This window comes from Paraburkholderia denitrificans, from assembly GCF_042655705.1.
In the GTDB taxonomy this organism is placed as follows: Bacteria; Pseudomonadota; Gammaproteobacteria; order Burkholderiales; family Burkholderiaceae; genus Paraburkholderia; species Paraburkholderia denitrificans.
Genome location: NZ_JBHSMP010000009.1, coordinates 152843 through 176780, shown reverse-complemented (window position 1 = coordinate 176780; position 23938 = coordinate 152843). Strand labels below are relative to the sequence as shown.

Genomic DNA, 23938 nt, shown 5'->3' with positions numbered 1-23938 from the left:
TAAGCAGGAGGATGAGCCGCGCGCGGATGCGGCGCGCGGTGACACTAGCGTTTCAGATGAGCGGCGGCAGCGGCGGTTCGGCGACAGGCGCGGGCGTTTCGCGAGCGGTGCGCAGATCCCGCTTCAGGCGGCCGTTTTCCATGCGCAGCTTGAACAGGGCCGGCAGCGCCGACAGCAGCCCGGCGAGCAATCCGACCACGAAGAACGCGAGGCCGATCAGGATCAGCGGAGCCTGCCACGCGTACCCGGCAAGAAAGCTCAGCGTTGCGGGTTGTGTGTTGGAGAGCGCGAGCACGAGCAGCAACACGAACACCAGCACACGGATCACCCAGGCAATCAATTTCATGAAAGGGTCTCTCGGCAGTTGCGAAAAAGGCGCCGGCGACGGCCGCCGTGCGGCGTGGCGGCACAAATCGAGCCGAATCGTCCCGTATTGTAAATGAACGCCCTGCCGCGGGGCACCTGCCAGGGAAGCGGCCGCACTGAGGCCGATCATCTCGCCTTGCCGCCCTGCGCGCGCAGGTCCTGGAACCAGCACGGGAACAGGCACGGAACCAGGTACCGGACGGGCACGGCACAGGCGAAAAAAAAGCGCCTTGAGGCGCTTTTTCCGGTCCATGCGGCTGGCCAACTCGATTGAGCGCCGGCGATCCGCAAGGTTGCCGTTGCTGCGGGCAACGCTTACAGATCGTCGTCTGGCTCGTCCGCCTTCAGTGGTTCGCCCGAGCGCTGGTCGACGCGCTCGCGCAACTCCTTGCCGGGTTTGAAGTGAGGCACGAACTTCTCGGGCACCAGCACTTTTTCCCCCGACTTCGGGTTGCGTCCGACGCGCGACGGCCGGCGATTCAGGCCGAAACTGCCGAAGCCGCGAATTTCGATGCGATGACCCTTCGCAAGCGCGTCGGACATCGCATCGAGCATCGTCTTGACCGCGAAATCCGCATCCTTGAGGACAAGTTGCGGAAATCGCGTAGCCAGCTGCGCGACCAATTCAGATTTGGTCATACTTCAGCTGCCCCTTGAGGCTTACTGGTTCTGGCCGTCGAGCTTGGCCTTCAGCAGCGCGCCGAGGTTCGTCGTGCCGCTTGCTGCTGCGTTCGAATCAGCCGACATGCTGCGCATCGCTTCTTGCTGCTCGGCCGAATCCTTCGCCTTGATCGACAGGTTGATGCCACGCGACTTGCGATCGATGTTGATGATCATCGCGTTGACCTTGTCGCCTTCCTTCAGCACGTTGCGGGCGTCTTCCACGCGGTCCTGAGCGATTTCCGAAGCACGCAGGTAGCCTTCGACATCGGCGTTCAGCGTGATCACAGCGCCCTTGGCGTCGACCGACTTGACGATACCGTCGACGGTCGAACCCTTGTCGTTGACAGCAACGAAGTTGCTGAACGGGTCGCCTTCGAGCTGCTTGATACCGAGCGAAATGCGTTCCTTCTCGACGTCGATACCGAGCACCACTGCCTCGACTTCGTCGCCCTTCTTGTACTTGCGCACGGCTTCTTCGCCGGTTTCGCTCCACGACAGGTCTGACAGGTGGACGAGACCGTCGATGCCGCCGGGCAGACCGATGAACACGCCGAAGTCGGTGATCGACTTGATTGCGCCCTGGATCTTGTCGCCCTTCTTGAAGTTGCGGCTGAAGTCATCCCACGGATTCGGCTTGCACTGCTTCATGCCGAGGCTGATACGGCGGCGGTCTTCGTCGATCTCGAGGACCATGACTTCGACTTCGTCGCCCAGCTGGACAACCTTCGACGGAGCAACGTTCTTGTTGGTCCAGTCCATTTCCGAAACGTGGACGAGGCCTTCGATGCCCGACTCGACTTCGACGAACGCGCCGTAGTCGGTGATGTTCGTGACCTTGCCGAACAGGCGCGTGCCCGACGGGTAGCGGCGCGAGATGCCTTCCCACGGATCGTCGCCCAGTTGCTTGATGCCGAGCGAGACGCGGTTCTTTTCCTGGTCGAACTTGAGGATCTTCGCGGTGACTTCCTGGCCAACCGAGAGAACTTCGCTCGGGTGACGCACGCGACGCCATGCGATGTCGGTGATGTGCAGCAGACCGTCGATGCCGCCGAGGTCGACGAACGCGCCGTAGTCGGTGATGTTCTTGACCACGCCGTTGACGATCGCGCCTTCCTTGAGCGTCTCGAGCAGCTTCGCGCGCTCTTCGCCCTGCGTGGCTTCGATCACTGCGCGGCGCGACAGCACGACGTTGTTACGCTTGCGGTCGAGCTTGATGACGCGGAATTCGAGGGTCTTGCCTTCGTACGGCGTCGTGTCCTTGACCGGGCGCGTGTCGACGAGCGAACCCGGCAGGAACGCGCGGATGCCGTTGACCATGACGGTCATGCCGCCCTTGACCTTGCCCGTGATCGTGCCGGTCACGAGTTCGTTGTTGTCGAGAGCCTTTTCCAGCGACAGCCACGAAGCAAGGCGCTTGGCCTTGTCGCGCGACAGGATCGTGTCGCCATAGCCGTTTTCCAGCGCGTCGATCGCGACGGAAACGAAATCGCCCGACTGAACCTCAACCTCGCCCTGGTCGTTCAGGAATTCCTCGATGGGAATATAGGCCTCGGACTTCAGGCCAGCGTTGACGACCACGAAGTTGTGGTCGACGCGCACGACTTCAGCGGAGATGACTTCGCCGGCGCGCATGTCCTGGCGGGTCAGCGACTCTTCGAACAGAGCCGCGAAAGATTCGGTATTCGGGGTAGAGGTTTGCAGGTCGGACATAGAAATCTGAATTTGCATGGATCTTGCCCGGCGTCTTACTGCTCACCGGCCATCCTGACCGGTTTCACGCCGATGCCGGAACACCAGTTCGCGGCACGAATGCAAAAACCATACGGGGTTAAAGGGTTTAACACACGCTCCGCTCACGCGGAGCACCACTACTACTGCTGCTACAACTGAAACTAGTCGTGATGACGCGACGCTTGTCCATGTTGGGCCTCATGGGCCCTTTCATGTACTCCCGCATGTACCCGATACCATTGCACGACCTGTTCGACCGCCTGGTCGATGGACAGCGCCGAGGTATCGAGTAGCATCGCACCCTCCGCGGGCTTAAGCGGCGCGGCAGCGCGGTTGCTGTCGCGTGCATCGCGCTCACGCAAATCCCGGAGTAAGTCATCCATATTAGCAGAAAATCCCTTCTGGATCAATTGCTTATACCGGCGGGCCGCACGTGCCTCGACGCTGGCCGTCAGAAACACCTTCAGGACGGCGTCCGGGAAGATCACCGTGCCCATGTCGCGGCCGTCCGCAACGAGCCCGGGCAGCTTGCGAAACGCCCGCTGGCGCGCCACCAGCGCCGCGCGCACGGGCGGATGCGCCGCGATCATCGAAGCCCGGTTGCCGATCGCCTCCTCGCGGATTTCGCTCGATACATCCGCGCCGTCGAGCTGCGCGAGCCCTTCACGGAACGTGATGTGCAGATCGTCGACGAGTTTGGCCAGGCCGTCGGCATCGTCGGGCGCAATCGCGTACCGCACGCTCGCGAGCGCCGACAGCCGGTAGAGCGCGCCGCTGTCGAGCAGGTGAAAGCCGAGATGCGCGGCGACCAGCGTGGCCACCGTGCCCTTGCCGGACGCGGTCGGGCCGTCGATGGCGATGACGGGAACGGGATAAAAGGGGCGGGACGATTTCATGCTGACGTCAGGGCCGGGCTCAGGGTTGCGCGAGCGTGAGGAACCGCTCGAAATAATCGGGGAACGTCTTGCCGACGCACTTCGGATCGTTGATCCGCACCGGCACGCCGCCGAGGCTCACGAGCGAAAAGCACATCGCCATGCGGTGGTCGTCGTAGGTGTCGATCGCGGCGTTCGGCGTGAGGCGCGCGGGCGGGCGCACGATCAGATAGTCCTCGCCCTCCTGCACGTCGGCGCCGACCTTGCGCAGCTCCTTCGCCATCGCGGCGATGCGGTCGGTTTCCTTCACACGCCAGCTCGCGATGTTGCGCAGCGTCGTGGCGCCGTCGGCGAAGAGCGCGGCCACGGCAATCGTCATCGCCGCATCGGGAATCAGGTTGAAGTCCATGTCGACCGGATTGAGCTTGCCGTGGTCGTTGCCGATGCCGCGCACCTCGATCCAGTCGTCGGACATCGTGACGTTGGCGCCCATGCGGCCGAGCGCGTCGGCGAAACCAATGTCGCCCTGGATGCTCGTGCGGCCCACGCCCACGACACGCAAAGGCCCGCCGCCAAGCGCGCCCGCAGCGAGGAAATAGGACGCCGACGACGCGTCGCCCTCGACCATGATCTCGCCCGGCGACTGGTAGCGCACGCCCGCCGGCACTTCGAAGCGATGCGTGCCGGGGCGCTCGACCTTCACGCCGAAGCGCTCCATGAGCTTGATGGTGATATCGATGTAGGGCTTCGAGATCAGCTCGCCGTCCACCTCGACGACGCTCACGCCGTCCTTCGCGCGCACGAGCGGCAGCGTCATCAGGAGCGCGGTGAGGAACTGGCTCGACACGTCGCCGCGCACGCGGATCGGCCCGTCGACCGAGACCTGCGCCGGACGGATACGCAGCGGCGGATAACCCTCGTTTTCCTCGTAGTCGATCGACGCGCCGATCTGGCGCAGCCCGTCCACGAGGTCCCCGATGGGCCGCTCGTGCATGCGCGGCACGCCGAAGATGCGGTAGTCGCCGCCATTGACCGCGAGCGCCGCCGTCAGCGGGCGCACCGCCGTGCCCGCGTTGCCAAGGAAGAGATCCGCGCGCCGTGCCTGGAAGGCGCCGCGCGTGCCCTGCACGACGCAGGTCTCGCCTTCGCGCTTGAGCTTCACGCCAAGCGTTTCGAGCGCATCGTGCATGACGCGCGTGTCGTCGGAGTCGAGCAGATTCGTGATCGTCGTCTCACCTTCGGCCAGCGCCGCAAGCAGCAGCACGCGGTTCGAGATGCTCTTCGAGCCGGGCAGATAGATCGTGCCGGAGGCACGGGAGAACGGTCCGAGATCGAGGTAGTCCATGAGCTAGTCCTGAGAATTCGGTCGGGCGCTTATTTCGCTTATTTGTCGGGGGATGCGTCGGCGACCCGCCTGCCGCCGCGCTCCTGCCACGCGGTGCGGGCCTCGCGCGAGCGCGCGAACAGTGCTTCGAGCGCGGCGCCGTCACCGGTGTCGATGGCCGCGCGCAGCTTCACAAGCTCTCCAGTGTAGGCGTCGAGTTCGGCGAGCAGCGCGGTGCGGTTCGCGAGGCACACGTCGCGCCACATTTCGGGACTCGACGCGGCGATGCGGGTGAAATCGCGAAAACCGCCCGCCGCAAACGAGAATTTGAGTTCGGCATCCGGCGACGCAAGAATCTGATCGACGAGCGCGAACGACAGCACGTGCGGCAGATGGCTCACCGCCGCGAACACGCGGTCGTGCTGCGCGGCACTCATCGTGCCGGTCACGGCGCCGGCCGCGCGCCACATGGCAGCGATGCGCTCGACCGCTTGCGGTGCGTTCTCCGGGAGCGGGCACAGCACGACGTTGCGGCCGACGTAGAGGTCGGGCAGCGCGGCCTCGATGCCGCTCGATTCCCGGCCCGCGATCGGATGCCCGGGCACGAACTGCGCGATGCGCGCACCGAGCGCCGCGCGCGCGGCGTCGATCACGTCGCTCTTCGTGCTGCCCGCGTCGGTCACGAGCGTCTGCGCTTCGAGGTACGGCACGATACGTTCGAGCAGCGTGCGCGTCTGCGCAACGGGTGCGGCGAGCAGCACGATATCGGCGCCCTTGAGCGCGTCGGCCAGCGCCGCTTCGTCGGCGAGCGTCGTCGCCACGTCGATCACGCCCAGTTCGAGCGCGCGCTCGACGGCATGCGCATGCCGCCCGACGCCGATCACGCGGCCCGTCGCGCCGCGCTCGCGCAGGCTGAGCGCAAGCGATCCGCCGATCAGGCCGACGCCGAAAATCACCAGTTTATTAAAGGGAAACGCGCTCACGACATCACCGGAAATTGGGAAACATACGCCGCGATCACATCGTCGCGAGCGAGCCTTCGAGCGCCGCTACAGACGCCACTACGACGCCACTACAAACGGCGCGGTTTATTAAGGCAGAGCGATCGTCACACGCAGCCTTAGCGCAGGCGCGGATACGATCCCAGGATCTTCAGATACGCGGCCTTCTTGCCGAGGTCATCGAGCGCAGCGGCCACGGCGGGATCGTCGCGATGGCCTTCGAAATCGATGTAGAAGTAGTACTCCCACGTTCCAACGCGCGCCGGACGCGACTCGAAGCGCGTCATCGACACGCCGTGGCGCGCGAGCGGCTCCAGCAGCTTGTAGACGGCGCCCGGCTCGTTCTTCACCGAAACGATCATCGACGTCTGGTCGTGCCCCGTCACGCCCGCGAGTTGCTTGCCGATGATCACGAAGCGCGTGCGGTTGTGCGGATCGTCCTGAATCAGTGCGTTCGCGATCTGCAGACCGTAGTGCGCGGCTGCGCGCTCGCCTGCAATGGCGGCAACGGACGAATCGGCCGCAGCCATACGCGCGGCCTCGGCGTTGCTCGCCACGGCCTGGCGCTCGAGCTGCGGCGCATTCGCGGTAAGCCAGTGCTGGCACTGCGCAAGCGCATGCGGGTGCGCGCACACGCGCGTGACGCCCTTGAGCGTGCCGCTTTGCGTCATCAGATTGTGCTGGATCGGCAGCGCGATTTCGCCGCCGATGGCGAGTTGCATCTCAAGGAACAGATCAAGCGTGCGCGACACCGCGCCTTCGGCCGAATTCTCGACCGGCACGACGCCGAATTCGGCAGCGCCTGCCTCAACCGAGCGAAACACTTCGTCGATCGACGGGCACGGCAGCCCTTCGATCGTCTGACCGAAGTACGCGTGCATCGCCTCTTCGCTATACGTGCCGACCGGGCCGAGATAGGCCGTCGTAATGGTCTTTTCGAGCGAGCGGCTCGCGGCCATGATCTCGCGCCAGATCGCGCTGATGTGATCGTTGCCGAGCGGCCCGTCGCTCATGTCCTGCAGGCGTGCGATGACCTGCAGCTCGCGCTCGGGGCGAAACACGGGTGCGTTGTAGTGCTTCTTGACCTCGCCCACTTCGAGCGCGACCGCCGCACGCTGGTTCAGCAGTGCGATCAGCTGCGCATCGATCGCGTCGATGCGCTCGCGCAGCGGCTTGAGTTTTGAATTGAGTTCGTCGTCCATGCGTGAAACCGGCAAGATGAAAGGATGCGCGCACGCCAGCGCCTGATGCGGCCAACCCGGTGGACCACCCGGGGACTCATGCGTGCTTTGCTTCGAATTCCTTCATGTACTCGACCAGTGCTTTCACTGCCTCGAGCGGCACCGCGTTGTAAATCGACGCCCGCATGCCGCCGACGGACTTGTGGCCCTTCAGCTGCAACAGCCCGCGCGCCTTCGCGCCGGCGAGGAAATCTTCGTTACGTGTTTCGTCGGCGAGGAAGAACGGTACGTTCATCCGCGAGCGCGCGCGGCGCTCCACCTTATTGATGTAGAAGCCGCTCGCGTCGATCGTGTCGTAGAGCAGCTTCGCTTTTTCGATGTTGCGCGCTTCCATGGCGGCCAGGCCGCCCTGGCGCTTGATCCACTTGAACACGAGCCCGGCGATGTAGATCGCGTAGGTGGGCGGCGTGTTGAACATGGAGTTGTTCGCGGCAACCGTCTTCCATTCGAATGCGGACGGGCAGATCGGCATCGCGCGGTCGAGCAGGTCTTCGCGCACGATCACGACCGTGACGCCGGCCATGCCGATGTTCTTCTGCGCGCCGCCGTAGAGCACGCCGTACTTGGCGATGTCCATCGGACGCGAAAGGATGTGCGACGAAGCATCCGCGACGAGCGGAATATCGCCGAGGTCGGGGATTTCGAATGTCTCGACGCCGTCGATCGTTTCGTTCGTGCACAGATGCACGTAGGCGGGATCGTCGGAGAGCTGCCACTCGCTGTTCGGCGGCGAATGCGTGAAACCGGCGCCCGTGCGGCCCGTCGCTGCGATATGGGCCGCGCCGTACTTGAGCGCTTCTTTCTGCGACTTCTGCGACCACGAGCCGGTCACGACGAAGTCCGCGCGCGGCTTCGTGCCGAACAGGTTGAGCGGGACGATGGCGTTCTCGCCGATGCCGCCGCCCTGCAAAAACAGGATGTGGTGGCTCGCCGGAACCTGCAGCAAGTCGCGCAGGTCGAGCAGCGCTTCGCTGTGGATCTGCATGAATTCGGGGCCGCGATGGCTCATTTCCATCACGCCCATCCCGCTGCCGTGCCAGTCGAGCATTTCGTCGGCGGCCTGGCGCAGCACCTCTTCGGGCAGCGCCGCAGGTCCGGCGGAGAAGTTGAACACGCGCATCGTAATGAGATCCCCGAGGCAGGCGCGGCGGCAAAAAAGGCCGAAAACCGCGCCCGAAAAAGAAAATGGCCGTCTGCGCTCACGCGCAAACGGCCATTATCGCACTGTCACCGGGAACCCGCCAACGCAGCCCCCAGCTAGCAAAGGCGCGCGCTTTTCGATCCCTGATCGATTCCTGAAGCCGTTCGACCGGGACTCGCGCGCCTTTCTTCGACCGATTACTTGGCCGGCTTGACCGCGGCGACTTCCTTGTCGGCCTGGTCGCGCGTTGCCTTGATCGATTGCGGCATGTACTTCTGCATCAGACCGCTCACGACGTCACGGCCGACTTGATCTTGCACCTGGATGAACTTGCGGCCGGTCGGGCTGCGGTAGAACGTGGTCAGGTCCTTGATTTCCTGCGTGCTGTAGTACTTTGCATAGGCTTCGTACTGCGCCGTCATCGCGTCCTGGCGGAACGCGTCGGTCGCGAAGACCTGGCCTGCCTGGTCAACCAGCTTCGGCACTGCATTCTTTTGCAGCGACGGGACGGAAGCCTGCTTCTGCTTGTCCGTCATCGTCTTGTTTTCGGACAGTGCGTCCGACAGGATCGCCGGAACGAGCTGCTTGGCCTGCATCTGTGCGCTGTTACCGATTGCGCCGACGAGCTTCTGGGCGTCGATCGCGTCGAGCAGGTCCTTGATCGCGGCTTGCTTGGCCGAATCGATCGGTGCTGCGGCAGCGGCCGGAGCTTGCGCGGGCGCCGGGGACTGGAGCGCCTGGGCCATTGCAAACGTCGGCACGAGAGCGGCCAGCAACAAAACCTGCTTGAATCGTTTTTGCATCATTACTCCCTTATTAGAGAAATTAGTCGAACTGCCCGCGCTGCGGACCGTGCGGTGCGTCGTTCGCCCGCAACCGGTTCCGCCTCGCGCCATTCAGGACTTTCCTGCACTGGCTGGCCCGCTCGCGCGGACCGCCCGTATGATTGACTGCTGGCGATTTACTGCTGACGAATTACAGCTGATTCTCGCCCTCGCCCTCACCCGGTTCGACGTCGCCCGCCTCGCCTTCCGCGTCGGCCTCCGCGACCTGTTGCAGACCGGAAAGCTTCGTGCCCTCGTCAAGGCTGATGAGTGTAACACCTTGTGTCGCACGTCCCATTTCGCGGATTTCCGACACGCGCGTGCGGATCAGCACACCCGTTGTCGTAATCAGCATGATCTGGGCTTCGGAGTCGACGAGCGTCGCCGCGACAACCTTGCCGTTACGCTCGGACGTCTGGATCGCGATCATCCCCTTCGTACCGCGCCCATGACGCGTGTACTCGGTGATCGGCGTGCGCTTGCCGTATCCGTTCTCGGTTGCGGTGAGCACCGACTGCTGCTCATCGCCTGCAACGAGCAGCGCTATGACCTGCTGCGCATCGTCGAGTTGCATGCCGCGCACGCCGCGTGCCTCGCGGCCCATCGGACGCACATCGTTTTCGTCGAAGCGCACGGCCTTGCCCGCATCGGAGAACAGCATGACGTCGTGCTGGCCGTCGGTGATGGCCGCGCCAATCAGGTAATCGCCGTCGTCGAGACCGACCGCGATAATACCCTTGCGCATCGGGCGGCTGAAGGCTTCAAGCGGCGTCTTTTTGACCGTTCCGAGCGCGGTCGCCATGAAGACGAACTTGTCCGCCGAGAATTCCTTCACCGGCAGCACAACCGTGATCTTTTCGCCGTCCTGCAGCGGGAACATATTGACGATCGGACGGCCGCGCGAGTTGCGTGAACCTTGCGGCACCTCATACACCTTCACCCAGTACACGCGCCCGCGGTTCGAGAAGCACAGGATATGGTCGTGGGTATTGGCGATGAAGAGCGTGTCGATCCAGTCGTCCTCCTTCATCGACGTCGCCTGTTTGCCGCGACCTCCGCGCTTCTGGGCGCGATATTCGGACAACGGCTGCGATTTCACGTAACCCGAGTGCGACATGGTGACGACCATGTCCTGCGGCGTGATCAGGTCCTCGGTGTTCAGTTCGGTCGCGTTCAGCTCGATCTTCGAGCGGCGCTCATCGCCGAATTCGCTCTTGATCGCGGTGAGTTCGCCGGAGATCATCTCCGTTACGCGCTCGGGGCGCGCAAGGATGTCCAGCAGGTCGGCAATCTGCGCCATCACGTCGCGGTACTCGCCGATGATCTTGTCCTGCTCCAGACCGGTCAGGCGCTGCAGACGCATCTGCAGGATTTCCTGTGCCTGGGTGTCGGACAGACGGTAGAGGCCGTCGCCCTGCATGCCGAAGAGCGGATTGAGGCCTTCCGGACGATAGGCTTCGCGCCCGCCGGCAGCCGCGTTCTCGGCTTCGGCGCGCGCGAGCATCTCGCGTACGAGCGACGAATCCCACGCGTGGTTCATCAACTCCTGCTTCGCGATCGGCGGCGTGGGCGCGGCCTTGATGATCGCGATGAACTCGTCGATGTTCGCGAGCGCAACCGCGAGACCTTCGAGCACATGCCCGCGTTCGCGCGCCTTGCGCAGTTCGTACACGGTGCGCCGCGTGAGCACTTCGCGGCGATGCGACAGGAAATGGTCGAGCATTTCCTTCAGGTTCAGCAGCTTCGGCTGGTTGTCCACCAGCGCGACCATGTTCATGCCGAACGTGTCCTGCAGCTGCGTCGCCTTGTACAGATTGTTGAGGATGACCTCGGGCACTTCGCCGCGCTTGAGTTCGATCACGACGCGCATGCCGCTCTTGTCGGATTCGTCGCGGATGTCCGAAATGCCTTCGAGCTTCTTCTCGTTGACCAGTTCGGCGATGCGCTCGAGCAGCGAACGCTTGTTCACCTGATACGGCAGCTCGTCGACGATGATCGCCATGCGCTGGCCACGGTCGATCTCTTCGAAGTGCGTGGCCGCGCGCATCACGACACGGCCGCGGCCGGTGCGGTAGCCGTCGCGCACGCCAGCGACGCCGTAGATGATGCCGGCGGTGGGGAAATCCGGGGCCGGAATGATCTCGATCAGCTCGTCGATGGAAGCGTGCGGGTTCTTGAGCAGATGCTGGCAGGCATCGACGACTTCACCGAGGTTGTGGGGCGGGATGTTCGTGGCCATGCCGACCGCGATGCCCGACGAGCCGTTGATCAGCAGGTTCGGGATGCGCGCCGGCAGGATTTGGGGCTCGTTTTCGCTGCCGTCGTAGTTCGGCCCGAAGTCGACGGTTTCCTTGTCGATATCGGCAAGCAGCTCGTGGCCGATCTTCGCCATGCGGATTTCGGTGTATCGCATGGCCGCGGCGTTGTCGCCGTCGATCGAGCCGAAGTTGCCCTGCCCGTCCACCAGCATGTAGCGCAGCGAGAAATCCTGCGCCATGCGGACGATCGTGTCGTAGACAGCGGTGTCGCCGTGGGGGTGGTATTTACCGATGACGTCGCCGACGATACGCGCCGACTTCTTGTAGGCACGGTTCCAGTCGTTGTTCAGCTCGTGCATCGCGTAGAGCACGCGCCGGTGCACGGGCTTCAAGCCGTCGCGAACATCCGGAAGCGCCCGCCCGACGATCACGCTCATCGCGTAATCGAGATACGAGCGGCGCATTTCCTCCTCGAGAGAGATAGGCAGAGTCTCTTTGGCGAATTGATCCATTATCGATGTCGTATACAGGCACGCCCGGTGCAGTCGGGAAATCCCGACTGGCACCGCGGCGCGCCCATGCTGTCGCATGGACGCCGCGGACGCAGCGCATCACGCGATTCTACCATGCGCGGCACCCCCGGCCGCGCCCTACGTATACCTATTAGCAGGCACCGCAAGGAACCGCTCAAAAACGCGCTGAATGAACGCAGAAGGGGAATAGCAGCGCAACAGAGCGACCGCAGAGTGAACAAGCGGGCAACAGCACACCGTCTATTGCAGGAAACTGTGACCGCCGTCGTGCCCAGGGTATGCCGCGGGAACTTTTTGTTGCGGGTGTACCACATTCGACTCACCCCGAAGAAAGGGGCAGATTTTTTTTATCGTCGGACGGGAACGATATGGCAAAATGCGAACGCAAAGTCAGTGTTAGACACGGCTCGAAGTCTACACAACACGTAACCGATAACGCGCCGATGTTATACTTCGAGCAATGTATGACTTGTCTTCGTCACATGGCTCGCAGTAAACCTGCGGTAATCTCAAATTCGAGAGGAGAAATATGAATAAACTTTCAAAGCTCGCGTTCATTGCAGCTACCGCAGTTATGGCTGCATCCGCCTCGGCACAATCGGTGCCGGCGTCGCGACAAGCCGTCAACGACAACTGGGTGAATGGTACCGGCGAATACGTGTGGATGAACGGCACGAACGAGCTTTGCTGGCGCGGTGCATTCTGGACGCCGGCCACCGCCAACGCCAAGTGCGATGGCGCACTGGTCGCCCAGGCACCGCAACCGCCGGTCGCACCGGCACCGGCACCGGCCATCACCAGCCAGAAGATCACGTATCAAGCTGACGCCCTGTTCGATTTCGACAAGGCCATCCTGAAGCCGGCCGGCAAGGAAAAGCTGGACGAACTGGCAGGCAAGATCCAGGCACTGAACCTCGAAGTCGTCGTCGCAACGGGCCACACCGACCGTATCGGCTCGACCGCCTACAACGACCGTCTGTCGCTGCGTCGCGCACAAGCCGTGAAGGCATACCTGGTCAGCAAGGGCGTTCCGGCCGACCGTATCTACACGGAAGGCAAGGGCAAGCGCCAGCCGGTTACGACGGGCTGCAACCAGAAGAACCGCAAGGCTCTCATCTCCTGCCTCGCACCGGATCGCCGCGTGGAAGTCGAAGTCGTCGGCACCCAGAAGCAGTAATTCGCGAGCCGCGACTGAAAGTATCAAAGCCCCGCTTCGGCGGGGTTTTTTTTCGCCCTGCTTTTTCCTCCTGCGCCGGGGCATCAAGAAGCAGCCGGGGGAGCGGCGGCAAAGGGCGCCATTTTGCGAGCCTGCCCGGCCCCTATATACTGAAGCTTTCCTCCACCCGCAACCGCGCCTCAGGTCTTACAACATGACGAACGCCGATCCCCATGAACTGCAAAAATTCAGCGATCTCGCTCATCGCTGGTGGGATCCGAACGCAGAATTCAAGCCGCTTCACGAACTGAACCCGACACGCCTGAACTGGATCGACAGCTACGCGCATCTCGCTGGCAAGCGCGTGCTCGACGTGGGCTGCGGCGGCGGCATCCTGTCCGAGTCGATGGCCGGACTCGGCGCGAACGTCAAAGGTATCGACCTGTCGCCCGAGGCGCTCGGCGTCGCTGATCTGCATAGCCTCGAAAGCGGCGTGACCGTCGACTACGAGGAGATTTCCGCCGAACCGCTCGCCGCACGCGAACCGGCGTCGTTCGACGTCGTGACCTGCATGGAAATGCTCGAACACGTGCCAGATCCGGCCGGTGTCGTCGCTGCGTGCGCCACGCTCGTCAAGCCGGGCGGCTGGGTGTTCTTCTCGACGCTCAACCGCAACGTGAAGTCCTATATGCTCGCGGTGATCGCCGCCGAATACGTCGCGCAGATGCTGCCCAAGGGCACGCACGATTACGCGCGCTTCATCCGCCCGTCCGAGCTGGCCGGGTTCGTTCGCCAGGCCGGGCTGAGCCTCGCCGAGATCAGGGGCGTCACGTACAACCCGCTCACGCGGCGCTATGCGCTCTCAAACGATTCCAGCGTCAATTACATGGTCGCCTGCCAGCGCGAAGCCTGAGGCGCATGTTGCACGACTTCAGCGACTTCACGTCCGACATGAATTCATCCACGAAAGTCCCGGCTGCGGCCGATGACGGCGCAGCGCTCGGCGCATGCGAAGCCGTGCTGTTCGATTTTGACGGCACGCTTGCCGACACGGCGCCCGACCTCGCCGCCGCCGTGAACCAGATGCGTCACGCGCGCGGTCTTGCGCCCGCGCCGATTGAGCGGCTGCGTCCGCTCGCCTCGGCAGGTGCGCGGGGACTGATCGGCGGCGCGTTCGGGATCGGTCCCGATCATGCCGAATTCGCTGCGCTGCGCGAGGAGTTTCTCGCCAATTACGCCGCCAACCTGCGTATCGAGACGGCGCTCTTTCCCGGCATCGACGCCGTCCTCGACGACCTCGACGCACGCGGCGTGCGCTGGGGCATCGTGACGAACAAGGTCGCGCGGCTCACCGATCCGCTCGTCGCGCTCATGCACCTCGACACGCGTGCAGCCTGCGTCGTCAGCGGCGACACCACGCCCTACTCGAAGCCGCATCCCGCGCCGCTGCTCCATGCGGCGCAGGTGCTTGGCGTCCATCCGCAGCGCGCGGTGTACGTGGGTGACGACTTGCGCGACGTTCAGGCGGGCGACGCCGCCGGCATGGCGACGATCGCAGCCGCCTACGGCTACTGCGGCAACGACATACCGCCGTCACAGTGGAACGCGCACTTCGTGGCGGACACAACGACAACGCTGCTCGCGCTGCTTGGCAACGTCCGCAAGGGGCCGCCAGCGGCGTAATTGCCATCGACGACACGCCACGCGCCCTTGAAACGGGCGTGGTTCGCCTCATCTGGCGTTGTGTGGGATAATTGTTACTTCCTCTCTGGGGCCGACCTGGTTTCGACAGGGGTTATGAAGCAGTCAGGGCATGCCGAGGACCCGTCACCTCGTTAATCAATGGGAAAAACGTAACTGCAAACGACGATACGTTCGCACTGGCAGCCTAAGGCCGCCGTCCTCTGCCTGGCTCACTGACGGGTCAGCGTCGCAAGACCGGTAGCAATACCGCCAGAGGTCATTTACGTCAGTTAAGCTTTGTCGGCGTCACGACGCCAAAGTCGAAAATCTAGTGAATCGCCGTAGTGCAGCGTGTTCGTCCGCGTCGCTGCGGTTAAATCAAATGACAGAACTACGCATGTAGAACTGGGTGTGGACTGCCTTTGGACGCGGGTTCGATTCCCGCCGGCTCCACCAGATACCCTTCCGAGATGTTCCCCGGAAGCACAGAAACCCGCGATAGCTCAAGGCTTCGCGGGTTTTTTCTTTCCTTGGCGATCCGGGTTGATCCGTGGACAGCCGGTGGTATCAGGTGGTATTTTTGGTGGCATCACACTGCGCCACCGCGACCGATACCACCATGCCGCTTACCGACACCCAAATCAGGAATGCCCGGTACAACCCGGACGGCACAGGGAACCGCCTGTCGGACGGCGGGCGCATGTACCTCCAAATCGCCCAGTCAGGGGCGAAATACTGGCGAATGAACTACCGCTTTAACGGGAAAGACAAAACGCTCGCGCTCGGCGTGTATCCCGATGTGTCGCTGGCGGCGGCACGCAAGAAGCGCGACGAGGCGCGCGAAAAGCTGGCGGCGGGCGTCGATCCCGGAGAAGCAAAGAAGGCGCAAAAACGTACACAGCGCCTCAATGCCGAGAATTCGTTCGAAGCCATCGCCCGCGAATGGCACGCCAAGTACACGCCCTCTTGGTCGGACGGCCACAAAGATCGTATCCTGCGTCGGCTCGAAGTCGACGCGTTCCCTTGGATTGGCGGCAAACCTATCTCCGATCTTGCCCCGCCTGACGTTCTCGATGTATTGCGCCGGGTCGAGAAACGCGGCGCGATCGAAACCGCCCACCGACTCCATGCCAATATCGGCCAAGCGTGCCGCTATGCCGTAGCCACCGGCCGCGCCCAGCGCGACGTTACCACCGACCTTCGCGGCGCGCTCCCGCCGGTGCAAACGGAACACATGGCGGCTATCACCGACCCGAAGCAGGTTGCTGAATTGCTACGCGCGATCGATGGCTATCAGGGAACGTTCCCTGTATCGTGCGCGCTACGCCTCGCCCCGCTGCTCTTCCAGCGCCCTGGGGAGTTGCGCGCCGCCGAATGGGCCGAGTTTGATCTAGACACGGGCACGTGGGAGATTCCGGGCGAGCGCATGAAGCGCACCAAGCAAGGTAAGGCGGCCGGCGGTGCGCACATCGTCCCGCTTTCGTCTCAGACCGTCATCATTCTGCGCGAATTACAAGCGCTCACCGGCTCCGGTCAGTTCTTGTTCCCGAGCGTCCGCACGAAAGACAGGCCCATGTCGGACAATACGGTCAACGGCGCGCTACGGCGACTCGGGTACGATGGGGCCACGATGACCGGCCACGGCTTCCGGGCGATGGCCCGGACGATTCTCGATGAGGTGCTAGGCATACCAGCGGCTATCATTGAAGCCCAACTCGCGCACGCAGTGAAAGACCCGCTCGGGCGCGCATATATCCGCACCGCCTACCTGCCCCAACGCCGGGACATGATGCAGCGCTGGGCGGACTACCTCGATCAACTCAAGGCAGGCGCGCAGGTTATCCCGATTGCGTCGGCACAATAGTGCCTTGCGCGGGCGTCGCGGACAGGTCTGTTGCTTTATTGCCGGGCTAGATACCGGCTCCCCAATTTCGCGGCGGTAAAAATCTGGTCAACCCGGCGATCACTCGCGGGTTTGCCCTAGCGATTCGCCCCCCACCCGGAGGGGCAGCACCTCGCGACAGGACCAACACAGAAAGATCGCCCACGCGCCGGTCCCGGCGCACCGCCGTTAGGGGCGCGATTCTTCGACCCTGCTCAACCCGAAGACTCATACCGCTTCAACATGGCCCACCGGACCGGAAACCGTTGCCAGGCTTGAGCTGTTCAATATGGAGGTAGCATACGCGGCACCTTGAGATGCTCTAGGGTCAGCTAGAATACCCTGATTGATTTATGTGCCAGGCTGCCAAACAAATGTGGCCTTGGGGCGTGTCCTCGCGCCAAGCCGTGAGGCAATTACGATGGAGGTCTAGTGTGCAGTAACGCGTCTTTGGGGCGCCTTACCACCGCGATTCCTTTGCTTGTATTACGGATGTATTCAAGCAGCCTACGGTGCTTGAGCGAAAACACTTAACGGAACCTACGAGATACGTATGTACGAAGATACCTGCTACCGAAAATCCTTTCTAGCACAGGTAATCGCGAAGATCGACTTTGCGTCACCGTTACCGATTGGGAAGGCGGTTCCGCCTAAGCTCGTAAATTCAATTGTGGAGCATTTCAGTATTGTTGAACCTCCGCAGCAACTTCAAAGCCATCAAGTGATCATCAACGAGGGGTCAGTGCAGACGAAGCAGGCGACCGTCGAGCAGTGGACTTTTTTTTCGAAAGACCGAGGACGGCAATTGACGCTGTCTCCCGCCGCGATGTTCGTCAACTATTCGGCGTACTCGTCGTATGAAGAAACCAAGCAGCACTTCGGTGCGGCGGTGGAAGCCTTGGAGAAGTGTTTTCCCGATACGATTGTGGCGCGTTTTGGACTACGGTACATCAATCAAATCGAGGTTGACCTCCCTGATGCTACGGATTGGGCTGGTTACTTCTCAGATAGCATCCTTGCCGCCCGAGCTTTTTTTCGCAAAGACGAGCCGATTGCCCGGCTGATTAATATCGCGGAGCTCAACTACGACGATGTGGCTGTCCGGTTTCAGCACGGTTTACCCAATCCAGACTTCCCCGCAAGTATTAAGCGTCCATTTTATGTGCTCGATTTCGATGCGTATGTAAGCCAGGCTCACTCTCTGCGTGATGTTCTTGCGAACATGGATGCCGCTCACGGTCACATACAAGAACTTTTCGAGCGGAGTATTACTGAAAGACTGCGGGAGAAAATGGATGCGCGACCCGTTCAGCAGTGACTACAGCGGCGGATCGAGTACCGCGGTGACGGCGGCATCCCCGAGAGCAGCTGTGTCCCAAGCTAGTACGGCCCCTGTTGAGAGAGCGACCACGACATCTGTCGACCAAACGTCGGTTATGTCTAGCGAAGAACAGCGATATGGCCTTGGGAAGCCGAGGCGAGTTGTAATCAGAGGGAGGATCTCGCGTGAGTAAGATCCTGGTCAATCGCGCGCGTCGGAAGCGAATATCGCAAGGTGACATTTTTCGCGACATCGAATGTATTGAATACGTGGCCGAAAAGGACGGTGTAATTGAAGTCAGTAAGATTGTATTCCCGTTGGTGATCGTTCTTACCCAAGATTGCGATCTAGAACAGGACTCCGGGAACAGGGGGAAAGCGACTCAAAACACTCGACTACTTTCAGTGTTGGTTGCACCCTTATACAACGCTGAGCATGTCTTTGACGGATCGCATCTATCGGACCTCAGCTTGGCAATGGAAAAGATAAATAAGAACAGGTCGCCGGGGGCGACGCTCATGCAGAACGAGCGACCCCGATACCACTATCTAGATTTCCCGGACAACGTTCCTCTTGTTCCTTCTGTTGCCGATTTTAAACACTATTTTTCAGTTCACGTATCTTACTTGGAGTCACTAAGGAAAACGAATTTTGTTTGTAGGTTGGCCGATCTATTTCGCGAAGACGTATCGCAAAGATTTGCATCTTACCTTGCTCGAATAGGGTTGCCTTAGACAGGGAGTGGATGAATCGGGGCACTGGCGTCGGAAGCGGGGTAGATTAAGCGCGCACCGGAGTCAAACTACGCCCGGTGCGCGAGCACTATGACTAACCGTTATTGTTAGCGACTTCGACGACCAGGTCAGACGCGGGACGCTCATAGCGCAAATCCCACTTGTCGCGCGGAATGAATGCAAACGCCGGTTCGAGCGCTGCATTCATAATCTCGGCGCAGCGGTCGGCCAACACTTCGCTCGGCAACGTACCATCGTGCGCGAGTGCGCGGATTTTGCGCGTTGCTTCGGTGAGCTGGTCGCGGGCTGCCGCAATGGCGTCCAAGTTGGTAGTTACCTTGGTCGCTACGGCACCGGTCCACGTGCGCGACGCGGTAACGTCGGTATGTACCGCACCGCGCAACAGTTGACCCGCAAACGAAAGGTCGTCGAGTGCGTCGGCAAGCTCCGGCGGCGCGCTCAGTTCGAGTTGGAGCAGAAGCGCATTACGCTTGCCCTCGGCTTGAAACGACGCCATGACGTAACGCGTGCGCGCCTCGTTGTCGCGGCGCTCCGCGTCCAACAGCTCCAACGCAGCCTTTTCGTGAGCGGCGCGCGCCTGAGTTGCGCTCTTCGCGAGGGCCGCGAGTTCGCGTTCGGGGTTCGGCAAACCATTTAATTGAACCGCAATGTCGGCGCGACGCTTGTCCGTGTCCGCGCGTTTGCGTGCATGCAATTCGTCTGCCAAACCGGTCTCACTAACGAGCGATTCGAGGGCGGCCAGGCGTACCGGAAGCGGTTGCATAAAGCATTTCATATTGAAGTTCTCCAGTTGAAGGTTAAGCAACAAGCACCACGAAAAATCCCTCGGGGCGAAACTCGACGGGGCGCGATACATAGCGCGTCGTCACGTCGAGCGGCGATTGGCGACGTTGGGTAGGCATCAGGTAGGTATAAGCGTTGCGGCGTGCGTCCCAATAGAGATGGCGGAGAAGCGCGACAGGGATGCTGATTTTATTTTCGTGTTTCATATGTAGTCCTTATTTAGTGAGTGAAATTGATTGGGCTTTCTTTATGAATGTTTCGAGACCTGCGACCCAGCGCCAACGCTATGTGCATGCCAGTCGCCACCACGGCGAGGCACACGCCCAACAAGGGGCCGCTAGCGATTCGGCTAATCGCAAGCGACTAGCGCATTGCGTCCACGTTCAATCGACTTACAAGCACAGCTAGCTACGAATACCGCTCTATTTGCCCTCCTTTTCGTGGTTAGTTATCGCGAGACCTGCAGGTCATAATTCATGGTTTCCTGAATTTCCCGTTTTTCCCGGATCGGGAAATTCCGGGAGGTCCACCTTTCCCGCTTTTCCCGTTCCCCCTATAGGGGGGGACGGTGCGGGAAGGACTGCGGGAAGTTGCGGGAACCGCTTACTTGCACCAGATCCAATCGTCCTTTGAGCCATAGATGCCGTTGGCCACGAGGCCGTTGATCGCGTATGCCGCACGCTCTTTGCGGCGTTTCTGGTCGCAAACCAGGCAACGGGCCACGATCTCGATTGCGGTCGTCACATTGAGGCAGGGACGGCCAAACGGCGCATCGCCTTTGTTGAAGTCGCGCGAATCGCGAAATGGTTGCGCGAGGGCTTCCTTAGCGATGCGTTGATTTGAGCCACGGGGAAATTTCACGCTTGCAACTCCCGCCTTACCCTCGTCGCATACGACAACGCACGACGTTACCGACTCGCCGTCCGCGTCTTCGCCGAGATCGACATCCTTGAGCGCAAACGGGTGTTGCGCACCGTCCGCATCATCCTTGCTCTTTGCGAGCGCCCAGGAGCGACAGCAGCCATCACGTTTCACTTCAATAGCCGCGTCGAGGGCTGCGAACAGCGACGAGTGACCGCGCAGGCCCTTGGTCGCGTCTTTGCCGGTGTGATGAACCACGAGAACGGCGCAACCCAAGCTGTCTTGCAGGATCTTCAGGTTCGCGATAATTTCGCCCATATCCTTTGAGCTATTTTCTTCGGCGCCAGGCGCGGCACGGCTAAGCGTGTCGATAACAAGCAGTCCCACGCCGCCCGCCTTTTGGGCGGTTTCGATGATTTGGGACACGTCGGTCAACTTGCGGACGTCGGGGGCGTCAAGCACGAAGTGCAGGCAATCCGGCAGCGGGCGACGGTTGTGATGCTCCCACGCCGCAACACGTTTGCGCATGCCGACCGCTCCTTCGAGTGCGACGAACAAGACTGGCGCCGCCGCAACGCGGTAGCCAAACCAGTCTTTGCCGCTTGCGATCGCGGCGCTGAGATCGAGCGCAAGAAACGATTTGCCCGACGCACTGGCGCCGTACAACGCGATAGCGCCTTCGGCCGGAATGACGTTGCGAACAAGCCAACGTTCCGGCGGCATGTTCAGCAGGTCGTGCGCCGAGTACAGGCGAAATTGGATCGCCTGTACGGCGGGCGGCGTGGGTTGCTTCTGGAAAAAAGCGGTGCGCGCATCTTTAACAGCTTGCTCGCGCGAGCGTTGAAGCGATTCTTCGGTCAGTGCGTCGCCAATGTAGTCGGTGTCCATTAGAAGCGGCCCTCCTTCAACTCCACGACGATCCACGCTTTAGCCGAAGCGACGATGTTTTCCGTGATCCATGCCTCGTGCTCCGTCCATGCGAAATTGCCCATCTTGCGGCGGCAGCGATCAAGTTCGAGATCGATCATTTGGTTGATGCGCGCCTTGAGGGTATGGAGGTTGTCCATTAAGCCTCCTTCGCCTTGAGCAAGCGGTTGAGAGTGCGGCGGTCTGACAGCGCGAAATAGTAGACGCCGCGCTTGACGAGCAAGCCGTCGCGGTCGTGCATGGGCACAAGCGCGCAGGGAATCAAAAAGCCCTTGCGACGCAGCGCCGCGACTTGAGTGGGCGAGTTCGGGCAACCGGCGATGCGGTCCAGTTCCTCGCGGGGGCGCGGGCCGAGCACCAACGCGTGAAGGACGCGCAGCTGACGCGGATTCTTGATTTCGGTAAACTCGCGATGTTCCTTCGCGCTCGATTCGGCTTCGCCGGGTTGGGCGTTTTTGTTTTTCATGGTTGCGCCCTCCCTATTTGCCACAGTAATTGCACTTAGTGCAGGCTTGTTCGTCTTCGGCTGGGAGCGCATCCAGCATAGTGAGTACAGCGTCACGCAGTTCATCCGCGCGGACCACCATCACTACAGGGTAAATACCAGGTTCGGTAGTTGTGCGAAGGACCATGAAATCCGGTTCATCGATGACCGTTTCGAGATGCAAATGCAGGGCGCTCATTAGTTGACCTCCGCGCGATAGTTCGCCGGATCGGCCAGAAAGGCGTCAATGTCGCCCGCGCGCCAACCAACGGAGCGCAAGCCGAGATGAACGGCGGGCGGAAAGGTCTTCGCTTTGATGCGCGAATAGATCGTGCTGCGCGACAGACCCGTTGCGGCCTCAACTTGACGGCGACGCAGGATCGTAAGGGCGGATTTGACTTGCTCTGCCATGTTTGGCTCCCTAGAAGCGTTCCGGGACAATCCCGGAACATGGAGCCAAGGCTAAGGATAAACGGACGGAGAAAGCCCGATATCGGGAATGGTCAAACCCGATATCGGGTTTGGTTACCGGGTCAAGCCTTACTCAGGTGGGTAGCGCCCGCCTTCACATAGCCGCGCAACGCGTCCTCTTTCACGTCCGCTCCCGCCGCCTGTACGCCCGCGAGCATTTCCCCGAAACCGCTCATCCGCGCCGCATGAATATCAACGCGGTATGCATCCTTCGCCATCGCAGCGATTACCTGAAGCATTGTCGTCTTGGACTTGCCCTGCGCCTGGTCGCTAGAAAGCTCCTGAATTCGCGCATTGGCGGCGTCAAGCAAATCCGATAGTTCGACCAGCTTCGCGGTCAGTGCGGATACCTGCTCCGGCAAGCTATCGCAATCCCGGGTCATGCCGGAAAGCTCGGCGGTCAATGGACCGCCGCCTGACTGACGAGTCTCGATTTCCCGCGTGGAACCAATGTCGTCCACGCTTCCGGCCGTTCCACGATTCAATGAAAGTCCGTGCTTCGCCAAAAAATTGTAAATTTCGGCACGCTTGAACCCCCATTGCGGCGGGTCTGGAAAATCCAGATTATCAATAACGGGTTCGCTCATCGCACTTATCCACGCGGTTTTACAATGGTCATTAGTTTTTTTCTGGGCGCGTCAAAATATCGTGACGGGGTTAATTCCCAGCCGAATTCTTTGTCCATCCGGTACCACGCCGGCCCCCGATACGTAGCGTTGCCCTCGACATCAAATCCGTCGCACTCAGTAAGCAAGCGCGCCAAAAACGTTGCGGCCTCTACTCGACTCCCGCCTGCCTCGCTGGTCATCTGGTCAAGCAACTCGTCCAGGCTGATAAACTCGGCGTCCTGCTTTGAAAGCAGTTTCCCCAAAAGCCCCATTCACGCCCTCAGGCAAGACCCTCGCGAAAGGAGGCGCGCCAGTCGGGCGAGGGAACCCGGTTTGCGATCTGTCGATCGGGCGCGGCCGTGGATCATTCAGGGGGATTTTATACAGTGCCAGAACATTCGGGAATACGTCGGAACCCCATGGATAAGTAGGTCAGCACGCCGCTTCTGGTGGTATTTTTGGTGGTATCTCGAAGAAGCGGAATCACGGAATGCCTTCTACACAGGGCAGAGACGGTGGAATTTGATTGACGCCGGCCCAATTTGCACCGCAAGTCATAGATCCAAAAGACTTGCGGCAGTTGTCGCGGGAGCATCCCCACTGCTACTTCCGCTCAAGCCCCTTTTGCAAATTCCCTCGGCCATCACCCCGCCGCAGCCGGAATCCGCATCCCCAAACAAAAAGCTCGCGACAGCCCTTTCGGGCTTCGCGAGCTTTTCGTTCTGCACGCCGGGAACCACCTCGTTCCCGGTACGCAAGCGCTCAACGCATCATTCGTCCTGCGGGCATTGCAGATTACAGCCGTTCGGATCGCCCATATCACCCTTGCGGCGCCGGGCCGTGGGCTTCCCATGCTGGTATTTGTTGTCCGGCGCCGAAGCCGCAAACTGCAGTTGAGGATGTGCCTGGAGTTTGAACTCGTCGTTGAGGATACCGCCTGGCACGCCCGGCGAATTCTGGGCGAAAGCGATCGAAACGGTGGCAAACAGGGCACCCGCAGTTGCTGCTGCGGCACAGACATTAAGTACGAATTTCATGGTCGATTGGCGC

25 protein-coding genes and 1 other RNA gene are annotated in these 23938 nt (G+C 61.4%); 6 read left to right on the top strand and 20 right to left on the bottom strand.

The window, feature by feature from the left end; all coding sequences use genetic code 11:
- Positions 1–52: 52 nt before the first annotated feature.
- The 10 genes from ACFPTO_RS06720 to gyrA all read right to left on the bottom strand — a co-directional run bounded on the left by ACFPTO_RS06720 (position 53) and on the right by gyrA (position 11936).
- Positions 53–496: a lipopolysaccharide assembly protein LapA domain-containing protein gene (locus ACFPTO_RS06720; protein ID WP_377710555.1), complete on the bottom strand. Its 444-nt coding sequence runs from the start codon at positions 494–496 to the stop codon at positions 53–55.
- Positions 497–681: 185 nt separating this feature from the next.
- Complete coding sequence (locus ACFPTO_RS06715; protein ID WP_293035314.1) at positions 682–1005, bottom strand: integration host factor subunit beta; 324 nt, start codon at positions 1003–1005, stop codon at positions 682–684.
- A 21-nt stretch (positions 1006–1026) separates the two neighbouring features.
- A complete protein-coding gene (gene rpsA, locus ACFPTO_RS06710) occupies positions 1027–2757 on the bottom strand; it encodes a 30S ribosomal protein S1 (protein ID WP_377710312.1) in 1731 nt (576 codons plus the stop codon).
- A gap of 164 nt (positions 2758–2921) precedes the next feature.
- Positions 2922–3656, bottom strand: coding sequence for a (d)CMP kinase (gene cmk / locus ACFPTO_RS06705; RefSeq protein ID WP_377710311.1), 735 nt, complete (start codon positions 3654–3656; stop codon positions 2922–2924).
- Positions 3657–3675: 19 nt separating this feature from the next.
- Entirely contained in the window at positions 3676–4980 is a 1305-nt protein-coding gene (aroA, locus tag ACFPTO_RS06700; RefSeq protein WP_377710310.1) for a 3-phosphoshikimate 1-carboxyvinyltransferase, read from the bottom strand.
- 38 nt (positions 4981–5018) lie between these two features.
- Complete coding sequence (locus tag ACFPTO_RS06695; protein WP_377710554.1) at positions 5019–5957, bottom strand: prephenate dehydrogenase; 939 nt, start codon at positions 5955–5957, stop codon at positions 5019–5021.
- A gap of 122 nt (positions 5958–6079) precedes the next feature.
- The gene (gene pheA / locus ACFPTO_RS06690) at positions 6080–7162 is read right to left on the bottom strand and encodes a prephenate dehydratase (protein ID WP_377710309.1); all 1083 of its coding nucleotides are present in this window, start codon (positions 7160–7162) and stop codon (positions 6080–6082) included.
- Positions 7163–7238: 76 nt separating this feature from the next.
- Positions 7239–8321, bottom strand: coding sequence for a 3-phosphoserine/phosphohydroxythreonine transaminase (gene serC / locus ACFPTO_RS06685; RefSeq protein ID WP_377710307.1), 1083 nt, complete (start codon positions 8319–8321; stop codon positions 7239–7241).
- A 218-nt stretch (positions 8322–8539) separates the two neighbouring features.
- Positions 8540–9145, bottom strand: a complete 606-nt coding sequence (locus ACFPTO_RS06680; RefSeq protein ID WP_377710305.1) for a DUF2059 domain-containing protein — start codon at positions 9143–9145, stop codon at positions 8540–8542.
- A gap of 172 nt (positions 9146–9317) precedes the next feature.
- A complete protein-coding gene (gyrA, locus tag ACFPTO_RS06675; protein WP_377710303.1) occupies positions 9318–11936 on the bottom strand; it encodes a DNA gyrase subunit A in 2619 nt (872 codons plus the stop codon).
- A gap of 550 nt (positions 11937–12486) precedes the next feature.
- On the opposite strand from gyrA, the gene ompA reads away from it, so the two are divergent.
- From ompA to ACFPTO_RS06645, 6 genes are all read left to right on the top strand, one after another.
- Positions 12487–13134, top strand: coding sequence for an outer membrane protein OmpA (gene ompA / locus ACFPTO_RS06670; protein WP_377710301.1), 648 nt, complete (start codon positions 12487–12489; stop codon positions 13132–13134).
- Between the two features lie 193 nt (positions 13135–13327).
- Positions 13328–14026: a bifunctional 2-polyprenyl-6-hydroxyphenol methylase/3-demethylubiquinol 3-O-methyltransferase UbiG gene (gene ubiG / locus ACFPTO_RS06665; protein ID WP_377710299.1), complete on the top strand. Its 699-nt coding sequence runs from the start codon at positions 13328–13330 to the stop codon at positions 14024–14026.
- Positions 14027–14064: 38 nt separating this feature from the next.
- Entirely contained in the window at positions 14065–14796 is a 732-nt protein-coding gene (gene gph, locus ACFPTO_RS06660; protein WP_377710552.1) for a phosphoglycolate phosphatase, read from the top strand.
- An 87-nt stretch (positions 14797–14883) separates the two neighbouring features.
- Positions 14884–15252: a transfer-messenger RNA gene (ssrA, locus tag ACFPTO_RS06655) on the top strand.
- Positions 15253–15415: 163 nt separating this feature from the next.
- The gene (locus tag ACFPTO_RS06650; protein WP_377710297.1) at positions 15416–16660 is read left to right on the top strand and encodes a tyrosine-type recombinase/integrase; all 1245 of its coding nucleotides are present in this window, start codon (positions 15416–15418) and stop codon (positions 16658–16660) included.
- Between the two features lie 571 nt (positions 16661–17231).
- Positions 17232–17996: a TIGR04255 family protein gene (locus ACFPTO_RS06645; protein ID WP_377710296.1), complete on the top strand. Its 765-nt coding sequence runs from the start codon at positions 17232–17234 to the stop codon at positions 17994–17996.
- Positions 17997–18827: 831 nt separating this feature from the next.
- On the opposite strand, the gene ACFPTO_RS06640 is transcribed toward ACFPTO_RS06645, so the two are convergent.
- The 10 genes from ACFPTO_RS06640 to ACFPTO_RS06595 form a co-directional block, all read right to left on the bottom strand.
- The gene (locus tag ACFPTO_RS06640; RefSeq protein ID WP_377710294.1) at positions 18828–19610 is read right to left on the bottom strand and encodes a hypothetical protein; all 783 of its coding nucleotides are present in this window, start codon (positions 19608–19610) and stop codon (positions 18828–18830) included.
- On the bottom strand, positions 19552–19743 hold the full coding sequence (locus tag ACFPTO_RS06635; RefSeq protein ID WP_377710293.1) for a hypothetical protein: 192 nt from the start codon (positions 19741–19743) through the stop codon (positions 19552–19554). The genes ACFPTO_RS06640 and ACFPTO_RS06635 overlap by 59 nt, the downstream gene beginning before the upstream one ends.
- A gap of 397 nt (positions 19744–20140) precedes the next feature.
- The gene (locus ACFPTO_RS06630; RefSeq protein ID WP_377710291.1) at positions 20141–21286 is read right to left on the bottom strand and encodes a helicase RepA family protein; all 1146 of its coding nucleotides are present in this window, start codon (positions 21284–21286) and stop codon (positions 20141–20143) included.
- Complete coding sequence (locus ACFPTO_RS06625) at positions 21286–21465, bottom strand: hypothetical protein (RefSeq protein ID WP_377710290.1); 180 nt, start codon at positions 21463–21465, stop codon at positions 21286–21288. Before ACFPTO_RS06625 ends, ACFPTO_RS06630 begins: the two co-directional genes overlap by 1 nt.
- A complete protein-coding gene (locus tag ACFPTO_RS06620) occupies positions 21465–21791 on the bottom strand; it encodes a hypothetical protein (RefSeq protein WP_377710288.1) in 327 nt (108 codons plus the stop codon). The genes ACFPTO_RS06625 and ACFPTO_RS06620 overlap by 1 nt, the downstream gene beginning before the upstream one ends.
- Positions 21792–21804: 13 nt before the next feature.
- Complete coding sequence (locus ACFPTO_RS06615) at positions 21805–22008, bottom strand: hypothetical protein (RefSeq protein ID WP_377710287.1); 204 nt, start codon at positions 22006–22008, stop codon at positions 21805–21807.
- A complete protein-coding gene (locus ACFPTO_RS06610) occupies positions 22008–22220 on the bottom strand; it encodes a helix-turn-helix transcriptional regulator (RefSeq protein WP_377710285.1) in 213 nt (70 codons plus the stop codon). The genes ACFPTO_RS06615 and ACFPTO_RS06610 overlap by 1 nt, the downstream gene beginning before the upstream one ends.
- A gap of 122 nt (positions 22221–22342) precedes the next feature.
- Entirely contained in the window at positions 22343–22867 is a 525-nt protein-coding gene (locus ACFPTO_RS06605) for a hypothetical protein (RefSeq protein WP_377710283.1), read from the bottom strand.
- A 5-nt stretch (positions 22868–22872) separates the two neighbouring features.
- The gene (locus ACFPTO_RS06600) at positions 22873–23160 is read right to left on the bottom strand and encodes a hypothetical protein (RefSeq protein ID WP_377710281.1); all 288 of its coding nucleotides are present in this window, start codon (positions 23158–23160) and stop codon (positions 22873–22875) included.
- A 498-nt stretch (positions 23161–23658) separates the two neighbouring features.
- A complete protein-coding gene (locus ACFPTO_RS06595; protein ID WP_377710280.1) occupies positions 23659–23925 on the bottom strand; it encodes a hypothetical protein in 267 nt (88 codons plus the stop codon).
- Positions 23926–23938 lie beyond the last annotated feature (13 nt).